Here is a 22,300-nt window from a genome sequence, read left to right as displayed (position 1 = left end):
CCAATGATTGCGTCCGATCTATGCAATGCATTGTGGCGATTATGCAACAAGTGTGACAATGGCGGAAATCTTTCGCCGCTCAGTCCCCTGAAAAGAGTGCGTCAGATCAGCGTTCAGCCGGCCGCGACGATTTGTAGACGTTGACGCCCAGTTCGCGAATCTTCTTGCGCAGCGTGTTGCGGTTGAGCCCCAGCAGCTCCGCGGCCTTGATCTGGTTGCCGCGGGTTGCCGTCATCGAGGCCAGGACCAGCGGATATTCGACTTCGGACAGGATGCGCTGGTAAAGCCCGGCGGGCGGCAATTCGCCGGCAAACGAGGCGAAATAGCGCTGCAGGAAATGCTCGACCGCCTGGCCGATGGAGAGGTCGTCCGGAATGAGGTTGCCGCCGCCGGGCACCACGGGGCGCTCTCCGGTCTTCAGCTCCGCCTCGATGATTTCGGCGGAGATCTCATCCTGTGAATAGAGCGCGGCCAGCCGGCGAACCAGGTTTTCCAGTTCGCGCACATTGCCCGGCCACGGGTAGCGTTTCATCAGTTCGATGCCGCCGGCCGAAATACGCTTGGTCTGCAGCCCTTCCATCTCGCCGAGCTTGAAGAAGTGGCGCACGAGATCGGGCACGTCCTCGGAGCGCTCACGCAGCGCCGGCAGCCTCAGCGGAACGACGTTAAGACGATAGAACAGATCCTCGCGGAACAGTCCCTGGTTGATCAAGGTGCGCAGATCCTTATTGGTGGCGGCGACGATGCGCACATCCGTTTTGATCGGCGTGCGGCCGCCGACCGTCGTGTATTCGCCCTGCTGCAGGACGCGCAGCAGGCGCGTCTGCGCCTCCATCGGCATGTCGCCGATCTCATCGAGGAACAGCGTGCCGCCCTCTGCCTGCTCGAAGCGGCCGGTGGAGCGGTTCTGGGCACCGGTGAAGGCCCCCTTCTCGTGACCGAACAGCTCCGATTCGATCAGGTCGCGCGGAATCGCCGCCATATTGATGGCAACGAACGGTCCGCCGCGACGGCGGCCATATTCATGCAGCGCGCGCGCCACCAGTTCCTTGCCGGTGCCGGATTCGCCCGAGATCATCACCGTCAGGTCGGTCTGCATCATGCGCGCCAGCATGCGGTAGATGTCCTGCATGGCCGCCGAGCGGCCGACCAGCGGCATCGTTTCGGGCTGTTCATCGGGCCGCGCATCGATCTTCGGCCGGCGGGGCTCCGACAGCGCCCGGTTGACGATGTTGAGCAGTTCGGTCAGGTCGAACGGTTTCGGCAGATATTCATAGGCGCCGGTCTCGGATGCACGGATTGCGGTCATGAACGTGTTCTGGGCGCTCATGACGATGACGGGCAGCTCCGGCCGCGCCTTCTTGATGCGCGGCAGCATGTCGAAAGCGTTCTCGTCCGGCATCACCACGTCGGTGATGACAAGGTCGCCCTCGCCCGCCGCCACCCAGCGCCACAAGGTCGAGGCGTTGGACGTGACGCGCACCTCGTGGCCGACGCGCGAGAGAGCCTGGTTGAGCACGGTGCGGATCGCCGCATCGTCATCGGCGACGAGAATATTGCCGCGAACGGTCATTTGCGGTCTCCTTCACCGTCTTCTTCAGCGCCGAACGGCGTTTCCTTCCAGGCCGGCATCAGGATGCGAAAGGTGGTCCCGCGCGGGGTCGATTCGCATTCGATGATGCCGCCATGCTCGCCGACGATCTTGGCGACCAGCGCCAACCCCAGCCCCGAGCCGTTCGGCTTGGTGGTGATGAAGGGATCGAACAGGATCGGCAGGATATCCTCCGAGACACCGGAGCCATTGTCGCGCACGCAGAACTCGAGCGGCAGCGACACGCGGTCCTGCGTGCCTGGAACCGAAACGCGGATGCCCGGCCGGAATGCGGTCGACAGCACGATCTCGCCATGCGGGTCGCTGCCAATTGCCTCGGCGGCGTTCTTGACCAGGTTCAGGAACACCTGGATCAGCTGGTCGCGATTGGCGAATACCGGAGGCAATGATGGATCATAGTCCTCCAATATCCTGATTTTCTTCGCAAAACCGTTCTTTGCGATCGCCTTCACATGGTCAAGTACGACATGGATGTTGACGGGGTAGCGATCGATCGGCCGCTCGTCGGAAAACACCTCCATGCGATCGACCAGCGAGACGATGCGGTCCGTCTCGTCGGTGATCAGCCGGGTCAGTGCGCGGTCTTCGTCGGAGGCGGACAGTTCGAGCAGTTGGGCTGCGCCGCGGATGCCGGAGAGCGGGTTCTTGATCTCGTGGGCGAGCATCGCGGCAAGGCCTGTCACAGAGCGTGCGGCACCGCGATGCGTCATCTGCCGGTCGATCTTGTCGGCCATCGACCGTTCCTGGAACATGACCACGACGGAGCCCGGGAATTCCGACACTGGTGCGACATAGAGATCGACGACCTTCTCGATGCCGAGGCGTGGCGACGACACATCGACCCGATACTCGTTGACCGGAGCCCGGCGCTCGCGCACCTGATCGACCAGGGTCAGCAGCGGGCTGCCGAAGGGGACGAGCTTGGACAGCGTGTTGCGCGCCAGCATGGTCGCGCTGGAGCGAAAGAAGTCCTCGGCATCGGCATTGGCGAAGGTGATGAACCCGTCCTCGCTGATCATGATCACCGGGCGGCGGATGGTGTTGAGGACGATCTGGGCGGCATCCGCCATTTCAGTTCCCTGGCCAGCGGTGGCGTTCATGCGGCGCTCCGCAGGCTCAAGGGTTGCGGATCGCGCGAAAACACATTGCGCAGCAAGGCAATGACGCGGGCCGGATCGAACGTCGTCAGGATGGCCTTTCGGTGGTCGTCGGCGACGCCAACAGCATGGCGATCGAGATACCAGCCCAGATGTTTGCGCGCCTGGCGCAAACCGCTCTCGACGCCATAAAGCGCCAGCATGTCCTCGTAGTGGCCAACGATATAGTCGGCCAGAGCCGCGGCAGTCTGCGGCACGTTGGCCGCCGTTTGGCCCGCCGCCGCTGCCGCGATGCCACCGGCGATCCAGGGCGCGCCGTAATGCGCGCGCCCGACCATCACCGCATCAGCGCACGATTGGTCGAGAATGGCGGCAGCCTCGGCCGGGGAACAGACATCGCCATTGGCAACGACCGGAATGGACACAACTTCCTTGACGCGAGCGATGGCGCGCCAGTCGGCCTTGCCCTGGTAGAACTGGCAGCGCGTGCGGCCATGCACCGTCACCATCTTGACGCCCGCCTGCTCGGCCCGGCGCGCGAGGATTGGCGCATTGAGCGCGCCTTCGTCCCAGCCGAGCCGCATCTTGACCGTCACCGGCACCTTGACCGCGCCGACCACGGCCTCGATCAGCGACAGCGCATGGTCGAGATCCAGCATCAATGCCGAGCCGGCATAACCACCGGTGACCTTCTTGGCCGGACAGCCCATGTTGATGTCGATGATGTCAGCGCCCTCGCCCGCGGCGATCCGCGCGCCTTCGGCCATGTATGCCGCTTCGCGGCCGGCTAGCTGCACCATATGGACGGGCAGGCCCGAATGACGTATGCGCAGATCGAAGCCGGCTCTTCCCCTGGCGAGTTCGCCGCTTGCCACCATTTCGGATACAACCAGGCCCGCGCCATGCGCATGGGCGCGCCGCCGGAAAGGCTCGTCGGTGATGCCCGACATCGGCGCGAGGAATACGCGATTGCGGATTTCCACGCCGCCGACGTTCAAAGGCGCGGCCAATCTGGTTGAGTTAACCATGCACAAAAACCAAGCACGTCCATTCGTTGCACATTCTCTAGCCATATCAGCCGCAATGTGCAACGCGGAATGACGTCACATTGAGGCGCAATTGGGAAAATTCCGGACCCTTAGGGATTTGCCGTGACCAAGGCGCCGCGCGTCCTTCATGGCGTGTGAAGGAGGCTTTGGAGTTCATATTTGACGCACGATCTTTTCGGAAAACCAATTACACTTTTGGGGATCGTGCGCTAAGCCAATCGCCATGACTGACGGAAGTGAAAACTCGAGCGCGACAGGTGAGGTTGCGGTGGTGATCGTCGCCGCCGGCCGCGGCGCTCGTGCCGGGCAGGCCAACGGACCCAAGCAGTACCAGAATATTGGCGGCCGCGCTGTCATTGCGCACACGCTGGAGATGTTTCTGGCCCATCCGCGAACCGGCCGGATCGTCGTCGCCATCCACGCCGACGACCACGAATTGTTCCGGCAAGCGGCGGGCAGCCAGGCTCAGCGCGTCACTGCCATCATTGGCGGACCGACAAGGCAGGAGTCCGTTCGGCTCGGGCTGCTTGCGCTGAAGGACCACGCGCCGGGCCAGGTTCTGATTCACGACGCCGTCCGCCCGTTCGTCGATGCGGAGTTGATTGATCGCACCATCGCCGCCATCGGCGAGAACGAGGGGGCGTTGCCCGCCCTGCCCGTCGCGGACACGCTGAAGCGCGAGTCGGCCGCCGGCGTGGTCGCGGAAACCGTTTCCCGCAGCGGGCTGCACGCGGCGCAAACGCCGCAAGGTTTTCCCTACGGGCCGATCCTTGCCGCACACGACAAGGCCTATCAACTAGGCAGGCTGGACTTCACCGATGACGCGGCCATCGCCGAATGGGCGCAGATTCCAGTCAAGCTCGTTCCGGGCTCGCCGGACAATGTCAAACTCACCTGGGCACGGGACATCGCCATGGCGCACCAGCGGCTTTCCAGCGAACGCACACATTTCCCCGACATCCGCACCGGCAACGGCTACGACGTCCACGCCTTTGAGCCCGGCGATCACGTTACACTGTGCGGCGTCGCGATTCCGCATGACAAGAAACTATCCGGACATTCCGATGCCGATGTCGGGCTGCACGCCTTGACCGACGCGCTGCTGGCGACCTGCGGCGCCGGCGACATCGGCACGCATTTTCCGCCGTCCGAGCCGCAGTGGAAAGGTGCAGCGTCGCGGATCTTCGTCGAACACGCGGCGAAAGTGGTGCGCGAGCGCGGCGGACGCATCGCCAATGCCGACATCACGCTGATCTGCGAGGCGCCGCGCGTCGGCCCACATCGCGAGGCGATGACGGCGGCCCTGTCGCAAATGCTGGGGATTTCCGCCGACCGCATCTCGATCAAGGCGACAACCAACGAAAAACTCGGCTTTGTCGGTCGCGAAGAAGGCATTGCGGCGATCGCCACTGCCAGCGTGGTGTTTCCCGGCGAGGTGCCGGAATGAGCAACGCCGAACTCGCAAACTCCCTGCTGCTGGCCTGCCAGCAACGTGGCATCATGCTGGCGACGGCGGAAAGCTGCACCGGCGGCATGATCATCGCCGCGCTCACCGACATTGCAGGCTCCTCGGCGGTGGTCGACCGCGGCTTCATCAGCTATTCCAACGAAGCCAAGATGGACATGCTCGGCGTTTCCGCCGAAACGCTCGACGCGCATGGAGCTGTTTCGCGCGAAACGGTCCTGGAGATGGCGGCCGGCGCGCTGGCGCATTCGCGCGCGAGCCTTTCTCTTGCCGTTACCGGCATTGCCGGCCCAAGCGGAGGTTCGGCCGACAAGCCGGTCGGTCTCGTCTGGTTCGGCCTTGCCCTGGCCGGCCAGCCGGTTGTCGCCGAGCGCCAGCTGTTTGGCCAGAAGGGCCGCGAATTCATCCGCCACGAGACGGTGAGACATGCGCTGCAACTCGGCCTGCGCGCGCTTGGATAAGGCATGGACTCACTACGATAGCGTCATGCCGGCGCAACCCCATAGATGACGTCGGCACGCTTTTCGAAAGCCTCGGCGAACATGCGGAAGGCGCGGTCGAACATCGTGCCCATCAGCGCGCCCAGAATGCGGCTCTTGAATTCATAGTCGATGAAGAAGCGGACGGCGCAGCCGGCGCCATCGGGCTCGAAACGCCAGACATTGCTCAGATATTTGAACGGGCCATCGATATATTTCACGTCGATGGCGTTCTCGTCGGGCTTCAAAAGCACCTGCGTCGTGAAGGTCTCGCGGATCGCCTTGTAGCCGATGCTCATGTCGGCCAGGAGAACGGTACGTCCGTCACGCTCCTTGCGCGAGCGCACCGTCAGCGCTTCGCAAAGCGGCAGGAATTGCGGATAGGCCTCGACATCGGCTACCAGCGCAAACATCTGTTGCGGCGTATGGGCGACGCGGCGGGTGGCTTCGAATTTCGGCATTCAACCAGCGCTAGACCGACTTCTGAAGCTGTGCTTCCCGCGCCGCGCGCAGCCGGGCGAAATCGTCGCCGGCATGGTGCGATGAGCGCGTCAGCGGGCTCGATGCCACCAGCAGGAAACCCTTGGTCCGGCCGATCGTCTCGAAGGACTGGAACTCTTCGGGCGTGACGAAGCGGATCACCGGATGGTGCTTCTTCGACGGCTGCAGATACTGGCCGATGGTCATGAAGTCGACATTGGCCGTGCGCAGATCGTCCATCAGCTGCAGGATTTCATTTCGCTCCTCGCCCAGGCCGACCATGATGCCGGACTTGGTAAAGATCGACGGGTCGAGTTCCTTGACCCGCTGCAACAGCCGGATCGAGTGGAAATAGCGAGCGCCCGGCCGAACCTTCAGATAGTTTGACGGCACGGTTTCGAGATTGTGGTTGAAGACGTCGGGCTTGGCCGCCACCACGATCTCCAGGGCGCCGTCCTTGCGCAGGAAATCCGGCGTCAGGATTTCGATCGTGGTCGACGGCGTTGCCGCGCGGATTGCGCGAATGACATCGGCAAAGTGCTGCGCACCGCCATCGGCAAGATCGTCGCGGTCGACGGAGGTGATGACGACGTGGCTCAGCCCCATCTGCTTGACGGCATGCGCGACGCGCGCCGGCTCATCGGGATCTAGCGCGGTCGGGATGCCGGTGGCGACATTGCAGAAAGCGCAGGCGCGCGTGCAGATCTCGCCCATGATCATGAAGGTGGCGTGCTTCTTTTCCCAACACTCGCCGATGTTGGGGCAACCAGCCTCTTCGCAGACCGTCACCAGCTTGTGCGATTTCACGATCTCGCGCGTCTCGGCATAGCCCTTGGAGACCGGCGCCTTGACGCGAATCCAGTCGGGCTTGCGCAACACCTCCTGGTCGGGCTTGTGCGCCTTCTCGGGGTGCCGCAGCCGTGGTGCGTTGGCGATCGTGTCGAGGACAGTAACCATCTGAACCCTGGCTTTTCTCGCGACCGCCCGTCGGCGATCGTCACTTTATCGTCATCTAGGACTTTTCAGCACAAAGAAAAAGGCTGCAGCGGCGCATGCCGCTACAACCGTTTTCGCATAGCCGGGAACGGTACCGACTAGCGGCGCACCAGGCGACCGACCCAGATCAGCAGGCAGGCACCGATGAAGCCGGTGATCAGATAGGCGGTCCAGCCGACGCCGAACGGGCCGAAATTGAGGGCCTGCAGGATGGCGTTCAACACGACCGCGCCAACGATACCCATGATAATGTTCATGAAAATGCCGGTGTTGCTCTTCATGACCATTTCGGCGAACCAGCCTGCCAGGCCGCCGATGATGATGGCTGCGATCCAGCCCACGCCGTTCAAGTGCATATGCCTTCTCCTTGCGCGCGTAAAAATGCATGCGGAAACGAACTGCCTTGCCGCCGAGTTCCGGCGGCTTTCGCGGCTGAGTCTCCTGCTGCGAATCTATCATGCGTTCAAGGCGCGGCCATAGGCGTCGAGCACGCTCTCCTTCATCATCTCCGACAGCGTCGGATGTGGGAAGATGGTGTGCATCAGCTCTTCCTCGGTCGTCTCCAAGTTCATCGCCACGACAAAGCCCTGGATCAGTTCGGTCACCTCGGCGCCGACCATGTGGGCGCCGAGCAGCTGACCGGTCTTCTTGTCGAAGATGGTCTTGATGAAGCCCTGGTCCTCGCCAAGCGCGATCGCCTTGCCGTTGGCGGCGAACTGGAAGCGGCCGACGCGGATATCCTTGCCTTCGGCCTTGGCCTTGGCTTCCGTCAGGCCGACGGAGGCGACCTGCGGATTGCAGTAGGTGCAGCCAGGAATCTTGAGCTTGTCGATGGCATGCACGCCGGGGAAATTGGCGATCTTCTCGACGCACACGACGCCCTCATGCTCGGCCTTGTGGGCAAGCATGGGCGGGCCGGCGACATCGCCGATGGCGTAGATGCCCGGCACATTGGTCTTGCCGTAACCGTCGACGACGACGCAGCCGCGATCCGTCTTCACGCCGAGCGCTTCAAGGCCGAGATTCTCGATATTGCCCTGGACACCAACGGCCGAGATCATGCGGTCGGCGGTAATCTTATCGACCTTGCCGTCCTTCATCTCGATATGCGCGGTGACCGAGTTGGCGCCCTTCTCGACCTTGGTCACCTTGGCTTCGAGAATGATCTTCATGCCTTGCTTCTCGAACTGTTTTTGCGCGAATTTCGAGACCTCGGCGTCCTCGACCGGCATCACCGCCGGCAACAGTTCGACCACCGTCACCTCGGCGCCCATAGTGCGATAGAACGAGGCGAATTCGATGCCGATGGCGCCCGAGCCCATCACCAGCAGCGATTTCGGCATCTCCTTCGGCACCATGGCCTCGAAATAGGTCCAGATGAGCTTGCCGTCCGGCTCGATGCCGGGCAGCGCGCGCGGGCGGGCGCCGGTCGCCAGGATGATGTGCTTGGCTGTGTAGGTGCCCTCGCCCTTGACGCCCTTCGGCACAGGCGGCTGTGGCTCCATCGGCTTCTTGGCCGTCTTGGAGACGATGACCTCACCCGGCTTCGACAGCTTGGCTTCGCCCCAGATGACGTCGACCTTGTTCTTCTTCATCAGGAAGGCAACGCCGCCATTGAGCCGCAGCGAGACTTTGCGCGAGCGGTCGACGACGGCCGACGTGTCGACGCTAACCTTGCCGTCGAGCTTCAGGCCATAGTCCTTCAGATGATCGGAATAGTGCATGATCTCGGCCGAACGCAGCAGTGCCTTGGTCGGTATGCAGCCCCAGTTGAGGCAGATGCCGCCGAGATGTTCGCGCTCGACGATGGCCGTCTTGAAGCCGAGCTGGGCGGAACGTACCGCCGTGACATAGCCGCCGGGGCCGGAGCCGATGATGATGACGTCGTAGTTCTCAGCCACGGATTTTCTCCTTCAGTCACAATTCCAGCATGACGCGCACGACCGATGTCAGCGCCTTGCCGATGTTTCGCGTGTTTTCGGCATCGAGATGGACGCCGTCGAGCGGTGTGGTTTGCGCCACCGTGCCGGCGTCGAAGAAGCCGCAGCCGACTTCGTCGGCGAGCGCCGCATATTGTGGGGCGAGCTGCTTCGACGCCTCATCGCCGCCGGCAAACATTTCCCTGAAGTCGGCATTTTCGGTGCGGCTTACAACGGGCGGCGAGACAAGGAGTATCTGTGGCGCCGGCCAGTCGAACGGATAGTCATGACCACGCACGATGTCGATCAACCGTTGGATGCCTTGCTTGGCCGCGACCGGATTGCCGTGAATCCAAGGCTTCATGTCGTTGGCACCGAGCATGATGACGATCAGATCGATCGGTGCATGCGTCGTCAGCACCGTCGGCAACAGCCGCGCACCGTTGCGATCGGCACCTGCCAGATGATCGTCGAAGGCCGTGGTGCGGCCATTCAGGCCATCGGCGATGACCTGGACGCCACCGCCTAGACACGCCTGCAGAACGCTTGGCCAGCGGTCCTGCAGCGCATGGCGCCCGCCTTCGGCGTTGTAACCCCAGGTCAGCGAGTCGCCGTAGCAAAGCACCGTCTTCATGCGTTCACCTGCGCATTCATCAATCCGCGTCCCACCCGCCAGCGTACGAACAGCCAGTGAACCAGCACCGTGGTCAGGTTTGGCAAGACCAGGCCGGCGACGATTGGGAGGTCACTTCCCCACTGGCGCTTGTCGACCGGCTGCGAGAACGTCCAGCCGATCAGGCCGAGCCCGACAAGCACGAACAGGACAATGGTGCAAAGGGCCAGCCAGTCGATGATCGCGGGTGCATTCGAAAAGAACTGCGCGACGAAAAACACGATCGCCACGACGATGGTGACAAGCGCGGACGCCATGAACACCAGAATGTATTCTTCCTGCGCATCGGTTGCGTTGGCCAGTCCGAGCGCGACCAAACCGCCGGCAAACCAGGAAATGAAAAAGGCGAAAAGGCTGGTGAAGAATTTCCGCACGAGCCTTTTCCTTTCCTAGACCAGCATGCCCATCGGGTTCTCGATCAGCCGCTTTAAGGCGACCAGAAGTTCGGCGCCGAGCGCTCCGTCCACGGCGCGATGGTCGGTCGACAAGGTCACCGACATCACGGTGGCGATTTTGATCTCGCCATTCTTGACCACAGCCCGCTCCTCACCCGCGCCGACCGCCAGGATCGTCGCATGCGGCGGGTTGATGACGGCGGCGAAGTCCTTGATGCCGAACATGCCAAGGTTGGATACGGCCGTGGTGCCGCCCTGATACTCCTCCGGCTTCAGCTTGCGGCTGCGCGCGCGGCTGGCCAGGTCCTTCATCTCGTTGGAGATGGTCGACAGCGTCTTTTCGTCCGCATGCCGAATGATCGGCGTGATCAGGCCACCGGGGATCGAGACGGCAACGCCGACATCGGCATGCTTGTGCTTGACCATGGCGCTTTCGGTCCACGAGGCATTGGCATCCGGCACAGCCATCAAGGCCATCGCCATCGCCTTGATGACCATGTCGTTGACCGACAGCTTGTAGGCGGGAGCCTCGCCCTTGTCGGTTTTCTTCATCGGGGCGGCGGCATTGATCTGCGTGCGCAGCGCCAGCAATGCGTCGAGTTCGCAGTCGAGCGTCAGATAGAAATGCGGGATGGTGGACTTGGCCTCGACCAGCCGCCGCGCAATCGTCTTGCGCATATTGTCGTGCGGGACGAGCTCGTAGGAGCCTTGCTCGAACAACTTCAGCACTTGGTCGTCCGACATCGGCTTCACAGCCGGAGCAGCGGCCGCAGGCGCGCCGGCAGGAGCCTTGGCGGCGGGAGCTGCCTTGGCGCCGCCGCCAGCAATCGCGGCATCGACATCGGCCTTCACCACGCGGCCATGCGGGCCGGTACCGGTCACAGCCGACACATCTACACCGGCCTCCTTGGCGATACGGCGCGCGAGCGGCGATGCAAAGGTGCGCTCGCCAGTCGCATGGCCATTGGCGACCGGAGCCGGCTCTGCCTTCGAAGCGGCTGCGGCAGCAGGTTCAGCCTTTGGTGCCTCAGCCTTGGGAGCGTCCGCTTTCGGCGCTTCGGCTTTCGCCGGTGCTGCACCGCCACCACTTTTTGCGGCGGCGCCCGCATCCTCGCCCTCGGCCGCAAGCACGGCGATCAGCGCATTGACCTTGACGCCTTCGGTGCCGGCGGGAACGACGAGCTTGGCCACCGTGCCCTCGTCGACGGCCTCGACCTCCATCGTCGCCTTGTCGGTCTCGATCTCGGCGATGACATCGCCCGGCGAAACCTTATCGCCCTCCTTGACCAGCCACTTCGACAGATTGCCCTCTTCCATCGTGGGCGAGAGCGCCGGCATGGTGATGTTGATTGGCATTTTGTCCTCCCGGCCGGTTCAGCGATACGTGACGGCTTTGACCGCCTCGATGACCTCGCCGACATTCGGCAAAGCCAGCTTTTCGAGGTTGGCCGCATAAGGCATCGGCACATCCTTGCCGGCAATGGTGATGACCGGCGCGTCGAGGAAATCGAAGGCGCGCTGCGACACCTGGTTGGCGATATGGTCGCCGACCGAGCTTTGCGGGAAGCCTTCCTCGACCACGATCAGCCGGTTGGTCTTCTTGACCGAAGCGATGATGGTGTCGAGGTCGAGCGGACGGACGGTTCGCAGATCGATGATCTCGGCATCGATGCCCATGCCGCGCAATTCGGCTTCCGCCTTGACCGCATAGGTCATGCCGATGCCGAAGGAGACGATGGTGACGTCCTTGCCTTGCTTGTGGATGCGGGCCTTGCCGATCGGCAGCACGAAATCATCAAGCTTCGGCACATCGAAGGACTGGCCGTAGAGGATTTCGTTCTCGAGAAAGATGACCGGATTCGGGTCGCGGATCGCGGCCTTGAGCAGGCCCTTGGCGTCCGCAGCAGTATACGGCATCACGACCTTCAGGCCAGGAATGTGACTGTACCACGCGGCGTAGCACTGCGAGTGCTGAGCGGCAACGCGGGCGGCAGCCCCGTTCGGTCCGCGGAACACGATCGGCGCGCCCATCTGGCCGCCGGACATGTAAAGCGTCTTGGCGGCCGAATTGATGATCTGGTCGATCGCCTGCATGGCGAAGTTGAAGGTCATGAACTCGACGATCGGCTTCAGCCCGGCCATCGCCGCACCGACGCCGACGCCGGCAAACCCATGCTCGGTGATCGGCGTGTCGACGACGCGACGCGGCCCGAACTCCTGCAGCAACCCTTGGGTGATCTTGTAGGCGCCCTGATATTCGGCAACCTCCTCGCCCATGACGAAGACATCGCCGTCGCGGCGCATTTCCTCGGCCATGGCATCGCGCAGCGCCTCGCGTACCGTGGTCGAGACCATTTCGGTGCCCGCGGGGATATCCGGGTCTGCGGCAACCTCGGTCTTCGGCGCCGCCGCTACTGGTGCGGAGGCCTCGCCCTTGGCCGCAACTGGCGCCGGTGCAGCCGTTTCAGCCTTGGCGGGCTCTTCGCCGATGCCTTCGCCGGCCTTGTCGGTGTCTTCGCCTTCAACCGCGAGCACGGCAATCACCGCGTTGACCTTGACGCCTTCGGTGCCGGCGGGCACCACGATCTTGGCAAGCGTGCCTTCATCGACGGCTTCGACTTCCATCGTCGCCTTGTCGGTCTCGATCTCGGCGATGACGTCGCCGGCTACGACCTTGTCACCCTCGTTCTTCAACCACTTGGAAAGATTGCCCTCTTCCATGGTCGGCGAGAGAGCGGGCATGAGAATTTCGATCGGCATGTCCTGGCTCTCCCCTTACAATACGATATCGGTCCAGAGCTCGGACGGATCCGGCTCCGCATCGTTCTGGGCAAATTCGGCGGCGTCGGCGACGATGTCGCGAACCTCCTTGTCGATGGTCTTGAGTTCGTCCTCCGTCGCCCACTTCTTCTCGATCAACCGCGCCTTGACCTGTTCGATCGGGTCATGCTCGGAGCGCATCTTCTGCACTTCTTCCTTCGAGCGGTATTTCGCCGGGTCGGACATCGAGTGGCCGCGATAGCGGTAGGTCTGCATTTCGAGAATGATCGGCCCGTTGCCGGCGCGGCACCATTCGGTCGCCTGATCGCCGGCGGATTTGACCGCACGCACATCCATGCCGTCGACCTGGATGCCGGGAATCTTGAACGAGGCGCCGCGATGCGAAAAATTGGTTTCGGCCGACGAGCGCGACACCGAGGTGCCCATCGCGTAGCGGTTGTTTTCAATGATGTAGATCACCGGCAGCTTCCACAGCGAGGCCATGTTGAAGCTTTCATAGACCTGGCCCTGGTTGGCGGCGCCGTCGCCGAAATAGGTCAGCGAAACGTTGTTGTTGTCGCGGTAGCGGTTGGCGAACGCCAGGCCCGTGCCAAGCGACACCTGCGCGCCGACAATGCCGTGGCCGCCGTAAAAATGCTTTTCCTTGGAGAACATGTGCATGGAGCCGCCCTTGCCCCGCGACAGGCCGCCACGTCGTCCGGTCAGCTCGGCCATGACACCGCGCGGCGAAAGCTCCATGGCCAGCATGTGGCCGTGGTCGCGATAGGCTGTGATCATCTGGTCGCCATCGATCAGCGCCATCTTCATGCCGGTGACGACAGCTTCCTGGCCGATATAGAGATGGCAGAAGCCACCGATGAAGCCCATGCCGTAAAGCTGGCCGGCCTTTTCCTCGAAGCGGCGGATGAGCAGCATGTGCCGATAGGCGGCAAGCTCTTCTTCCTTGGTGAATTCAGCGGGCTTGGGCGCGGAAAGCCCTGATTTACCTTCGGATTTCGATTTGGCAGGCGCTTTTCTGGCTGCGGTGGCCATGCATCACTCCCTGTTGGCGTCTCTTTGCGGACATTAGGGCAGGATGAACTCCGCCCTGGGGAGATCAGCTCTCCCCACCGATTTATGCAAGGCTAACACGCGTCAGAGCGTTGCGCCATGACGAATTTGCATAGCTGGCATGCGCCTAAGCGATTAAAATCATTGAAAATATTGTCGATTAACTGAAATTCAGTTATTTCGACGAGGCCGGCAACATGATGGTGATTTCATCGGCCTGGGACAGATTGAGCGCCCTGCGCGCCTGCTCGTCAAGCATGTCCTTCTCCAGCGTGCCGTCATGCATGAGCCGAACGCGCCGTTCGAGTTCCATCCGGCGCGCCTTGATCGCATCGAGCTGAGCCTGCAGCGCAACCGTCTGGGCTTCCAACTGATATTTCGAATTGATGCCGAACTCGCCGTGATAGGCATGGAAGCCGAAATAGGCCAGGAACACCACGCAAAGCGAAGGGATGATCAGCCGACCGGTGTTTCTCTGCTTGTGCTGACGCGTCCACATGCCCGATTCCCCATGGTCGCAAACTCAAACGACCCGCAACCTTTTTCGCCTGATTGTGCTTAACGGACGGTTACGGAGACCGACCCGCGACAAGCCAAATGAGAAAGGGCGGGAATGATCCCGCCCTTCGTGCAGTATCCGAGCTCAATGTTTCGGATCAGCCCTTGATCACCGACTTGCCGGCGTAACGCGCCTGCTTGCCAAGCTCTTCCTCGATGCGGATCAGCTGGTTGTATTTGGCCATGCGGTCGGAGCGCGACAGCGAACCGGTCTTGATCTGCCCGCAATTGGTGGCGACGGCGAGATCGGCGATGGTCGAATCCTCGGTTTCGCCCGAGCGGTGCGACATGACAGCGGTGTAGCCGGCCTTGTGCGCGGTCTCGACGGCATCGAGCGTTTCAGTCAGCGAGCCGATCTGGTTGACCTTGACCAGGATCGAATTGGCAACGCCCATGCGGATGCCGTCGCGCAGGCGCGCTGTGTTGGTGACGAAAAGGTCGTCGCCGACCAGCTGCGTCTTCTTGCCGATCAGGTCGGTCAGGTATTTCCAGCCTTCCCAATCGTCCTCGGCCAAGCCGTCCTCGATCGAGATGATCGGATAGTCGGCGGCGAGCTTGGCGAGGTACTTGGCCTGGGCCTTGGGATCGCGCGTCTTCTTCTCGCCTTCATAGACGTAGTTGCCGTCCTTGAAGAACTCGGTGGCGGCGCAGTCGAGGCCGAGCGCGATTTCCTCGCCCGGCTTGAAGCCGGCCTTCTCGATCGATTCCATGATGAAATCGAGCGCCACAGGCGCGCTCTTCAGGTTCGGGGCAAAGCCGCCTTCGTCGCCGACATTGGTGTTGTGGCCGGCATCCTTCAGCTTCTTGCGCAACGTATGGAAGATTTCCGAGCCCCAGCGCACGCCTTCGCGCAAAGTCGGCGCGCCGACCGGAAGGATCATGAATTCCTGGAAGTCGATCGGGTTGTCGGCATGGGCGCCGCCATTGATGATGTTCATCATCGGTACGGGCAGGATGTGCGCCTTGGTGCCGCCGACATAGCGATAGAGCGGCAGGCCGGAGGCGTCAGCAGCGGCCTTGGCGACCGCCAGCGAAACGCCGAGAATGGCATTGGCGCCGAGCCGGCTCTTGTTGGGCGTGCCGTCAAGCTCGATCATGGTCTGGTCGATATGGATCTGGTTCTCAGCTTCCATGCCGCCGATCGCCTCGAACAGCTCACCATTGACCGCCTCCACGGCCTTGAGCACGCCCTTGCCGAGATAGCGTGCGCCGCCGTCGCGAAGCTCGACGGCTTCATGGGCGCCGGTCGAGGCGCCCGACGGCACCGCGGCGCGGCCCATCGAACCGTCTTCGAGTACGACATCGACCTCGACGGTCGGGTTTCCACGGCTGTCCAGGATTTCACGTCCGACAATGTCGATGATGGCGGTCATTGCGATGTCCCCGATTGATCTGACGAAAGGTCGCGCCCGTCTTAGCCAAAGCGACGCAAAAGGCAATCCGGCCATGGCCGAATAGTGCCGCCTCCCCAATTCACGAAGCGCAAATTTCTGTCATCATAAGTCATGCGCCCGGACATGCATTTCGGGTTATGGCTGTTGTCGCGCGGGGCGAAACATGAGGAGTTTCGCCATGTCCGAGTTGAGCGGTATCGTGAGTTTGTTCCTGATCGCGGCGGCGTTCCTGACGTCGTGCGACACACAGCAATCGCCACCGAAGGCTTTCGAGCCCTTGCCGGCTTTGCACCTCAGCAAATAGCGTTGCCTTTGAATAAAAAGGGCCTCGTCGAAACGAGGCCCTTTTTTATTGCGGTTGCCTCAATGCCAGTAGGGCGTGACCTTGTAGTACTCATAGGATGCATCGCGCGCCGCCTCGCCGTCCGCGCCGGCCAGTTCGTTGATCGAATAGGCGGGTGCGGCCTTCAGCTGCTCCTTGGAGAAGGGCACGACATAGCCGCCCTTGTCCTCATCATAGTCGAGACTGGCCCAGGGAACGGCGTGGTACTTCTCGCCGATGCCGAGAAAGCCGCCAAAGCCGATCACCGCGAACATGATGCCGTTCGACGTTTTGTCGAGCATGATGTCCTCGATGCTGCCGATGCTCTTGCCTTCGTTGTTGTAAACGGACGTGCCGATGACGCGCGAAGCGGCAATCGCTTCGGTGTGGCCTGTCTGGGTTGTCATGGTCTGCTCCTCATTGTCGTTGAACTCTGCTTTGACAATGAGGGGCGCGGTTGAAAGTTCCCGAGTTTTTCGGCGGCGACCAATCACTCCGCGAGGATGAAAGTCACCTTCATGTTGACGCGATAGGCAGCGATCTTGCCGTCCTCGACGACGATCTTCTGATCCTGGATCCAGGCGCCTTCCACGTTCTTGAGGGTTTTCGCCGCGCGGGGGATTCCCTTCTCGATGGCGTCCTGAAAGCTCTTCTTCGACGACGAGGTGATTTCGGTGACGCGGGCGACGGACATTGGCTTCCTCCTGCCAAAACGCTCATTTGCCGGCCAAGCGTACAACCGGTCCCTCGCAACCACAAGCACAGGCAGGAAGCGCCGGCTCAGCGGCCCTTCGCGATCCGGTCGAAAGCCATCAGCCTTTCCAGGAGCGCCGGCATATCCTTCAGCGGCAGCATGTTGGGCCCATCGGAAGACGTCGAATTGTCGGGATCCTGGTGGGTCTCGATGAAGACACCGGCGACGCCAACGGCGACGGCCGCACGAGCCAGCGTCTCGACAAAGCGGCGCTCGCCACCAGACGAGCCGCCCTGCCCGCCCGGCTGCTGGACCGAATGCGTGGCGTCGAAGATCACCGGCGCGCCGATCTCGGCCATGACAGGCAGAGCGCGCATATCAGACACCAGCGTGTTGTAGCCGAAGGACGCGCCGCGCTCGGTGGTCAGAACGTTGGCGTTGCCCGAACCGGTGATCTTCGCGACCACGTTCTTCATGTCCCAGGGCGCGAGGAACTGCCCCTTCTTCACGTTGATGACCTTGCCGGTTTTCGCGGCGGCGACCAGCATGTCGGTCTGGCGCGACAGGAAGGCCGGGATCTGCAGCACATCGACATGCGGCGCGACAATCGCGCACTGTTCCTCGGTGTGGACATCGGTCAGCACGGGAAGCGAAAATTGCTTGCGCAATTCATCGAAGACCGGAAGTGCGGCATCCATGCCAGCGCCGCGCGTTGCCGACAGCGAGGTGCGGTTGGCCTTGTCGTAGCTGGTCTTGTAGACGAGGCCGATGCCGAGCTTGGCCGTCAGCTCCTTCAGCGCACCGGCCATGTCGAAGGCATGCTGGCGCGATTCGAACTGGCACGGGCCGGCGATCAGCGCCAAGGCCGCCTTGTTGTCGAAGACGACATTACCGACCGTTACCGACGAATTGGGCGCCATCGAATTGGGCACTTGGGGCTTGTTCATTGTATCTCCCGGAAGATGAAAGCCGCGCCCTGTCCGGATGCCGGCCGCACGACAATATCAGCGCCTGCTATATCGTGCTGTATAGCATTGGCTGCAAGCAGGCTCGACGCGGCATCGATGCTGCGGACCGCAAAGACGATCGCGGCGAAGCGGAGCTTTGTGGATGAACCCGCCGGGATGCCAAAGCGAGCGGTGAAAGATTTGGGGTCAAGCACACTCAAGGTTGCATTCGGCAGGAGAAACGCGCCGTCCTTAGCGTCGGCAGGATCGTTCACCGCCACGGAAACCAGCCTGCTCTGTTCGGTAGGCTGGTCACTGACCGCCACCACCTCGAGGATTCCGCTGGCTCTGTTGGCATGAGCCTGCAAGGCCGCACGGTCCACCTTTGGCGCATTGATCCGCTGGCAGGCGAACAGGAACGCGTCGGGTGCTCCACGGGTCGCGGCAAAGGCGAGCTTGAACGATGCGGTATCGCTCTTGCCCGACGTATCAGTGAAAGCGCGCGAAAAGCTCAGTGTGTCTCCCGCCGACAGACCGGCGTCGACAAAGCGTGCATGGTCGGTATCGGCATTGTCGGTCCCCAGGACCACAGCCGAAAACCCCTCATCGCCGCGGCTGTCGCGATAGAGGCGGTCGCGCGCGACGAAGACGTTGCCGGCGGCCGTCGCGTCGATCGCTGCCTGTTCATTGCCGATCGCGAGCGGCTCCAGATAGGTGCCGTCAGCGAGGAAAACGCAGCAGTTTTCCGTTCCAAAGGGATGGATACCGGTCGGCGCGACGACGAAGCCCAGCGCAGCGAGCCGGGCTCGCGCCACCTCGAGGCTCCCGGTCGGCAGAACGAGATGGTCAAGCGGATGCGTGCCGGTGGTTGGTCTGTCGGTCATCGGGCGCGGTGTGCATCATTCCAAAGAGCGGTTCAAGGCCATTTCCCCTCGGCGGCCGCCGGGACTTGTCGATATCCAGAACCGCGCCCGGGATCAGCTGCCGGCCACGACATCGGCGGAATAGCGCAGTTCGCGCAAAGGTTTGACCTTGGCTGTGGTCTGCGCATAGAGCGGATGCGCCTTGTAGGCGGCCAGCGCCGCGTCATCGGGAAATTCGGCGTAGACGACGACATCAACTTCGTCCGACAGCGGGTCGACCTTGGTGTTCAAAGTGACCTCGAAGAGACTGGAATGAGGAATGTTGCCGAGTTCCAGCAGCCCGCTGCGCACTGCCTCCACATCCTCCTTGCGCCGTGCGCTGAAGAAAACGATATGCCGGATCAATCCCGCCTCCTCGATCTGAATGCCGGGGTCTTTTGTGACGGCGGTTTCCTCGCGTCAACCGTTCATGGCGCCACGCGTCTTTGCGACGCGCCTCAACGGTGCGGGACCTGATCAAGCAGCAACGGGCACGTCGCACGACGCGCCAGGTTGCTCTCTTCGGGCGGGATATTCAGGCCTTGCCGGTGACGTAACGCACGACGTGGTTGAGCTCCCTGACCGAAATGTCGAGATACCGGCCTTGATTGTAGAGACCGTCCCAGATCAGGAAGAACGCGATTGCCGCAATGACGATTACATAACGCATGGCTAAAGCTATCGCACATGCGCTGCGGCGGCCATAGACGTTTTTGATTGTGGACAGCAGCATTACGCAAGGCCCAGATGCCACGTGGCACAGCCCAGCCAGTGGCCTGCCTCTTGAAGTTCCCCCTCATCACGTGGAAGATTGTGGCAGGCATTCACTGGGAAGCACTGGGAGCTCCCGGGACCAGGCAAGACGTTCGAACCTGGCGAATGATCCAAGAGAACCGTGACCCGGCAATTTGCGCCGGCACCACGGAAATCCAGGGGCATGAAATGGCAGACGGGGACCATCATAGCGTAGCGCCGGGCGAAGCGGTCAGGCTCGACGAGTTCAATTTCGCCGAGATCGTCAAGGGCCTGCCGGCCAAGGCGCGCATGGTGCTGTCGGCGGCGATGAACCTGCCGCGCGGTTCGCTCAAGGTCAGGATGCCGGATGGCCGAGCCGTTCTGGTTGGCGGCAAGGGACCCGGCCCGGACGCCGAGCTGGTGCTCAAGAACTGGCGCCTGCCAGGCCGCGCCTTTTCCGGCGGCACGATCGGCGTTGCCGAATCCTACATGGACGGCGATTGGGAAAGCCCTGACGTCACCAGTTTCCTGGAATTGTTCGTGGTCAATTCGGCGATCGGCGAACGCGTCGCCGGCGGCGCCAGCTGGCTCATCAACACCGTCCAGCGCATCCGCCACTGGTTCAACGAGAACACACGCACCGGTTCGAAGCGCAACATCTCCGCGCATTACGATCTCGGTAACGCCTTCTACAAGGAATGGCTCGACCCGAGCATGACCTATTCCTCGGCGCTCTACACGCATGGCGCCAACGACCTGGAGAGCGCCCAGGCCGCCAAATATCGGGCGCTGGCCAGGGACACGGGTATCGGCCGAAAGGATCATGTGCTGGAGATCGGCTGCGGCTGGGGCGGTTTTGCCGAATTCGCGGCGCGCGAAATCGGCTGCCGCGTGACCGGGCTGACGATCAGCCGCGAACAGCACGATTTCGCCAAGGCACGCATCGCCAAGGCGGGACTTGCCGACAAGGTCGACATCAAGCTGCAGGATTACCGCGACGAAACGGGAACTTACGACCGCATCGCCTCGATCGAGATGTTCGAAGCGGTCGGCGAGAAATACTGGCCTGTGTTCTTCTCGAAGATGAAGTCCTGCCTGAGGCCCGGCGGCACTGCGGGCCTGCAGATCATCACCATCAACGAGGCCGCCTACGACACCTATCGCGCCAGGCCGGATTTCATCCAGCGGTATGTGTTCCCGGGCGGCATGCTGCCGACACCGTCGATCCTGAAGTCGCTCGGCAAGGATCATGGCCTTGCGCATCTGCGTGAGCGCGTGTTTCCCGATGACTATGCGCGCACGCTCGCCGAATGGCGCAACCGTTTCTGGGGATCCTGGGAGAAGATCGTGCCGCTCGGCTTCGACGATCGCTTCAAGAAGCTCTGGGAGTTCTACCTGCACTATTGCGAAGCCGGTTTCCGCGCCAGCTACATCGATGTGCGGCAAGTGGTCTACAAGGCCTAGGCCGTGAACTCATAAATGCTGGATCAGTGAGACGCTGGAAAGCAGTCACCCGTCGGCCTACAATCTGACTATGCCGTTCGCTCGCAAATTAATTCTTCACGTTCCGGTATCAGATGAGACCTTGCTCGGTGGCTTTGTTGAGCAATGTCTGAATGACGGTGTATCGCTCGTGGCCGTGGTCGGACCAGGCTGCGCGAAGGTTGAAGACATTATCGACGAGATCGTCGTCGGTGACGGAAGCGACGAGACACGCTTTCTATGCACGACCTCTCACCCCGATGAGCCATTCGACGATGTGTTGAACATGGCTAGGACGTGGGAGTTCGAGCGCGGCGATCCCGTCCAAGAGGTCCGGCTGTAAGAGTCGTTGACCGCCCGCAATTTAGGCTTCCATACCGCGCCGTTTTCTGATTCAGGCCCCACATGAGCCGATATGACCTGACTGACTTCGAATGGCGCGCGATCGAGCCGCTGTTGCCCAACAAGCCGCGAGGAGTGCCGCGCGTCGATGATCGGCGCGTGCTGAACGGCATCTTCTGGGTGCTGCGATCGGGTGCGCCATGGCGCGATCTGCCGGAGCGATACGGCCCGCGCACCACCTGCTACAATCGCTTCGTCCGATGGCGGAAAGCAGGTGTGTGGGATCGCCTCATGGATGCCATCACCAAAGCCCATGACGGCACGGTGCAGATGATCGACACCTCCATTGTTCGCGTCCATCAGCAGGGCGCGACGGCAAAAAGGGGGATCGAGATCATTGTCTCGGTCGTTCCCGAGGCAGACTGACAACCAAAATCCATGCTCTTGTCGACGCCCAAGGCAGGCCGATCAAGCTGACGCTCACGGCAGGCCAGATGAGTGACATCGCCTCCGCAGCGGACTTGATCAAGGAATTGCCGGAGGGTGCCATGCTACTCGCCGACAAGGGCTATGATGCCAACGCCTTGCGCAATGCTGTTACCGAGCGAAAGGCATGGGCCAACATTCCGCCCAAAGCCAACCGCAAGGACGCGATCTGCTTCAGCCCCTTCCTCTACAAGGCGCGCAACCTCGTCGAACGCTTCTTCAACAAGGCCAAGCAATTCCGTCGTATCGCAACCCGATACGACAAGCTGGCTGAGAACTATCTTGCCGCCCTCAAACTCGTCGCAATCCGCGTCTGGCTACGCGGTAATGAGTCTACGTCCTAGGTCGCCACGAACTGCCGATGTCGGGCCTGATCTCGACATCGCCCTGTGACCGCCGTCAAAAAGTCCGATCCTCAAGCAGGATGTCGCCCGGGACAGGC

26 protein-coding genes are annotated in these 22,300 nt (G+C 62.0%); 6 read left to right on the top strand and 20 right to left on the bottom strand.

Annotated elements, in window-relative coordinates:
* Positions 1-106: 106 nt before the first annotated feature.
* From ntrC to dusB, 3 genes are read right to left on the bottom strand one after another with little or no spacing between them, the layout of a single operon-like run.
* Complete coding sequence (gene ntrC / locus ACLGL5_RS23325; protein WP_069092130.1) at positions 107-1,573, bottom strand: nitrogen regulation protein NR(I); 1,467 nt, start codon at positions 1,571-1,573, stop codon at positions 107-109.
* Positions 1,570-2,712: a two-component system sensor histidine kinase NtrB gene (locus ACLGL5_RS23320; protein WP_019858033.1), complete on the bottom strand. Its 1,143-nt coding sequence runs from the start codon at positions 2,710-2,712 to the stop codon at positions 1,570-1,572. The genes ntrC and ACLGL5_RS23320 overlap by 4 nt, the downstream gene beginning before the upstream one ends.
* A complete protein-coding gene (dusB, locus tag ACLGL5_RS23315) occupies positions 2,709-3,737 on the bottom strand; it encodes a tRNA dihydrouridine synthase DusB (protein WP_069092129.1) in 1,029 nt (342 codons plus the stop codon). Before dusB ends, ACLGL5_RS23320 begins: the two co-directional genes overlap by 4 nt.
* Positions 3,738-3,981: 244 nt before the next feature.
* Here dusB and ACLGL5_RS23310 point away from each other — a divergent pair, with 244 nt between their 5' ends.
* Together ACLGL5_RS23310 and ACLGL5_RS23305 are read left to right on the top strand one after the other, a co-directional pair.
* Positions 3,982-5,205: a bifunctional 2-C-methyl-D-erythritol 4-phosphate cytidylyltransferase/2-C-methyl-D-erythritol 2,4-cyclodiphosphate synthase gene (locus ACLGL5_RS23310; RefSeq protein WP_069092128.1), complete on the top strand. Its 1,224-nt coding sequence runs from the start codon at positions 3,982-3,984 to the stop codon at positions 5,203-5,205.
* Positions 5,202-5,684: a CinA family protein gene (locus ACLGL5_RS23305; protein ID WP_069092127.1), complete on the top strand. Its 483-nt coding sequence runs from the start codon at positions 5,202-5,204 to the stop codon at positions 5,682-5,684. The genes ACLGL5_RS23310 and ACLGL5_RS23305 overlap by 4 nt, the downstream gene beginning before the upstream one ends.
* A 23-nt stretch (positions 5,685-5,707) precedes the next feature.
* Here the strand turns inward: ACLGL5_RS23305 and ACLGL5_RS23300 are convergent, their stop codons facing one another.
* The 11 genes from ACLGL5_RS23300 to eno all read right to left on the bottom strand — a co-directional run bounded on the left by ACLGL5_RS23300 (position 5,708) and on the right by eno (position 15,927).
* Positions 5,708-6,163, bottom strand: a complete 456-nt coding sequence (locus ACLGL5_RS23300; protein WP_019858030.1) for a type II toxin-antitoxin system RatA family toxin — start codon at positions 6,161-6,163, stop codon at positions 5,708-5,710.
* 10 nt (positions 6,164-6,173) lie between these two features.
* Positions 6,174-7,139 carry a lipoyl synthase gene (lipA, locus tag ACLGL5_RS23295; RefSeq protein WP_064982419.1) on the bottom strand — a complete coding sequence of 322 codons (966 nt, stop codon included), beginning with the start codon at positions 7,137-7,139 and terminating at the stop codon, positions 6,174-6,176.
* Between the two features lie 137 nt (positions 7,140-7,276).
* Positions 7,277-7,534 (bottom strand): GlsB/YeaQ/YmgE family stress response membrane protein, encoded by a 258-nt coding sequence (locus tag ACLGL5_RS23290; RefSeq protein ID WP_019858028.1) that lies wholly within the window; start codon positions 7,532-7,534, stop codon positions 7,277-7,279.
* Between the two features lie 99 nt (positions 7,535-7,633).
* Positions 7,634-9,079, bottom strand: a complete 1,446-nt coding sequence (gene lpdA, locus ACLGL5_RS23285) for a dihydrolipoyl dehydrogenase (protein ID WP_019858027.1) — start codon at positions 9,077-9,079, stop codon at positions 7,634-7,636.
* Between the two features lie 16 nt (positions 9,080-9,095).
* Entirely contained in the window at positions 9,096-9,731 is a 636-nt protein-coding gene (locus ACLGL5_RS23280; protein WP_038646708.1) for an SGNH/GDSL hydrolase family protein, read from the bottom strand.
* Positions 9,728-10,144, bottom strand: a complete 417-nt coding sequence (locus ACLGL5_RS23275) for a hypothetical protein (RefSeq protein ID WP_069092126.1) — start codon at positions 10,142-10,144, stop codon at positions 9,728-9,730. Before ACLGL5_RS23275 ends, ACLGL5_RS23280 begins: the two co-directional genes overlap by 4 nt.
* A gap of 15 nt (positions 10,145-10,159) precedes the next feature.
* Positions 10,160-11,521, bottom strand: a complete 1,362-nt coding sequence (locus ACLGL5_RS23270; RefSeq protein ID WP_069092125.1) for a pyruvate dehydrogenase complex dihydrolipoamide acetyltransferase — start codon at positions 11,519-11,521, stop codon at positions 10,160-10,162.
* Positions 11,522-11,539: 18 nt separating this feature from the next.
* Positions 11,540-12,925 carry a pyruvate dehydrogenase complex E1 component subunit beta gene (locus ACLGL5_RS23265; RefSeq protein ID WP_019858023.1) on the bottom strand — a complete coding sequence of 462 codons (1,386 nt, stop codon included), beginning with the start codon at positions 12,923-12,925 and terminating at the stop codon, positions 11,540-11,542.
* A 15-nt stretch (positions 12,926-12,940) separates the two neighbouring features.
* Positions 12,941-13,978, bottom strand: a complete 1,038-nt coding sequence (pdhA, locus tag ACLGL5_RS23260) for a pyruvate dehydrogenase (acetyl-transferring) E1 component subunit alpha (protein WP_064982424.1) — start codon at positions 13,976-13,978, stop codon at positions 12,941-12,943.
* Between the two features lie 193 nt (positions 13,979-14,171).
* The gene (locus tag ACLGL5_RS23255; protein WP_044550389.1) at positions 14,172-14,495 is read right to left on the bottom strand and encodes an FtsB family cell division protein; all 324 of its coding nucleotides are present in this window, start codon (positions 14,493-14,495) and stop codon (positions 14,172-14,174) included.
* Positions 14,496-14,652: 157 nt separating this feature from the next.
* Positions 14,653-15,927, bottom strand: coding sequence for a phosphopyruvate hydratase (gene eno / locus ACLGL5_RS23250; RefSeq protein ID WP_019858019.1), 1,275 nt, complete (start codon positions 15,925-15,927; stop codon positions 14,653-14,655).
* Between the two features lie 199 nt (positions 15,928-16,126).
* On the opposite strand from eno, the gene ACLGL5_RS23245 reads away from it, so the two are divergent.
* Positions 16,127-16,252, top strand: coding sequence for a hypothetical protein (locus tag ACLGL5_RS23245; RefSeq protein ID WP_081295987.1), 126 nt, complete (start codon positions 16,127-16,129; stop codon positions 16,250-16,252).
* Positions 16,253-16,311: 59 nt separating this feature from the next.
* On the opposite strand, the gene ACLGL5_RS23240 is transcribed toward ACLGL5_RS23245, so the two are convergent.
* The 6 genes from ACLGL5_RS23240 to ACLGL5_RS23215 all read right to left on the bottom strand — a co-directional run bounded on the left by ACLGL5_RS23240 (position 16,312) and on the right by ACLGL5_RS23215 (position 19,483).
* Complete coding sequence (locus ACLGL5_RS23240) at positions 16,312-16,677, bottom strand: PRC-barrel domain-containing protein (protein WP_019858017.1); 366 nt, start codon at positions 16,675-16,677, stop codon at positions 16,312-16,314.
* An 83-nt stretch (positions 16,678-16,760) separates the two neighbouring features.
* Complete coding sequence (locus ACLGL5_RS23235; protein ID WP_069092124.1) at positions 16,761-16,964, bottom strand: dodecin family protein; 204 nt, start codon at positions 16,962-16,964, stop codon at positions 16,761-16,763.
* 86 nt (positions 16,965-17,050) lie between these two features.
* Positions 17,051-17,911, bottom strand: a complete 861-nt coding sequence (gene kdsA, locus ACLGL5_RS23230; RefSeq protein WP_069092123.1) for a 3-deoxy-8-phosphooctulonate synthase — start codon at positions 17,909-17,911, stop codon at positions 17,051-17,053.
* Entirely contained in the window at positions 17,908-18,795 is an 888-nt protein-coding gene (locus ACLGL5_RS23225; protein WP_019858014.1) for a VOC family protein, read from the bottom strand. The genes kdsA and ACLGL5_RS23225 overlap by 4 nt, the downstream gene beginning before the upstream one ends.
* A gap of 93 nt (positions 18,796-18,888) precedes the next feature.
* Entirely contained in the window at positions 18,889-19,179 is a 291-nt protein-coding gene (locus ACLGL5_RS23220) for a Dabb family protein (RefSeq protein WP_019858013.1), read from the bottom strand.
* A 169-nt stretch (positions 19,180-19,348) separates the two neighbouring features.
* Positions 19,349-19,483, bottom strand: a complete 135-nt coding sequence (locus ACLGL5_RS23215; RefSeq protein ID WP_257784390.1) for a hypothetical protein — start codon at positions 19,481-19,483, stop codon at positions 19,349-19,351.
* A gap of 272 nt (positions 19,484-19,755) precedes the next feature.
* Here ACLGL5_RS23215 and ACLGL5_RS23210 point away from each other — a divergent pair, with 272 nt between their 5' ends.
* The 3 genes from ACLGL5_RS23210 to ACLGL5_RS23200 all read left to right on the top strand — a co-directional run bounded on the left by ACLGL5_RS23210 (position 19,756) and on the right by ACLGL5_RS23200 (position 22,202).
* Positions 19,756-21,012 (top strand): SAM-dependent methyltransferase, encoded by a 1,257-nt coding sequence (locus ACLGL5_RS23210; protein ID WP_019858011.1) that lies wholly within the window; start codon positions 19,756-19,758, stop codon positions 21,010-21,012.
* A gap of 22 nt (positions 21,013-21,034) precedes the next feature.
* A complete protein-coding gene (locus ACLGL5_RS23205) occupies positions 21,035-21,373 on the top strand; it encodes a DUF7684 family protein (protein ID WP_120145582.1) in 339 nt (112 codons plus the stop codon).
* Between the two features lie 62 nt (positions 21,374-21,435).
* Positions 21,436-22,202 (top strand): IS5 family transposase gene (locus tag ACLGL5_RS23200; protein WP_141700935.1). Its coding sequence is split into 2 segments (ribosomal slippage): positions 21,436-21,748 and positions 21,748-22,202, totalling 768 coding nucleotides; the frame shifts between segments, so codons are not numbered across the junction.
* Positions 22,203-22,300 lie beyond the last annotated feature (98 nt).

This window comes from Mesorhizobium sp. U510 (assembly GCF_059180695.1).
The sequence above is the reverse complement of the archived record's forward strand: the minus strand, read 5'-3'. Positions and strand labels throughout refer to the sequence as shown.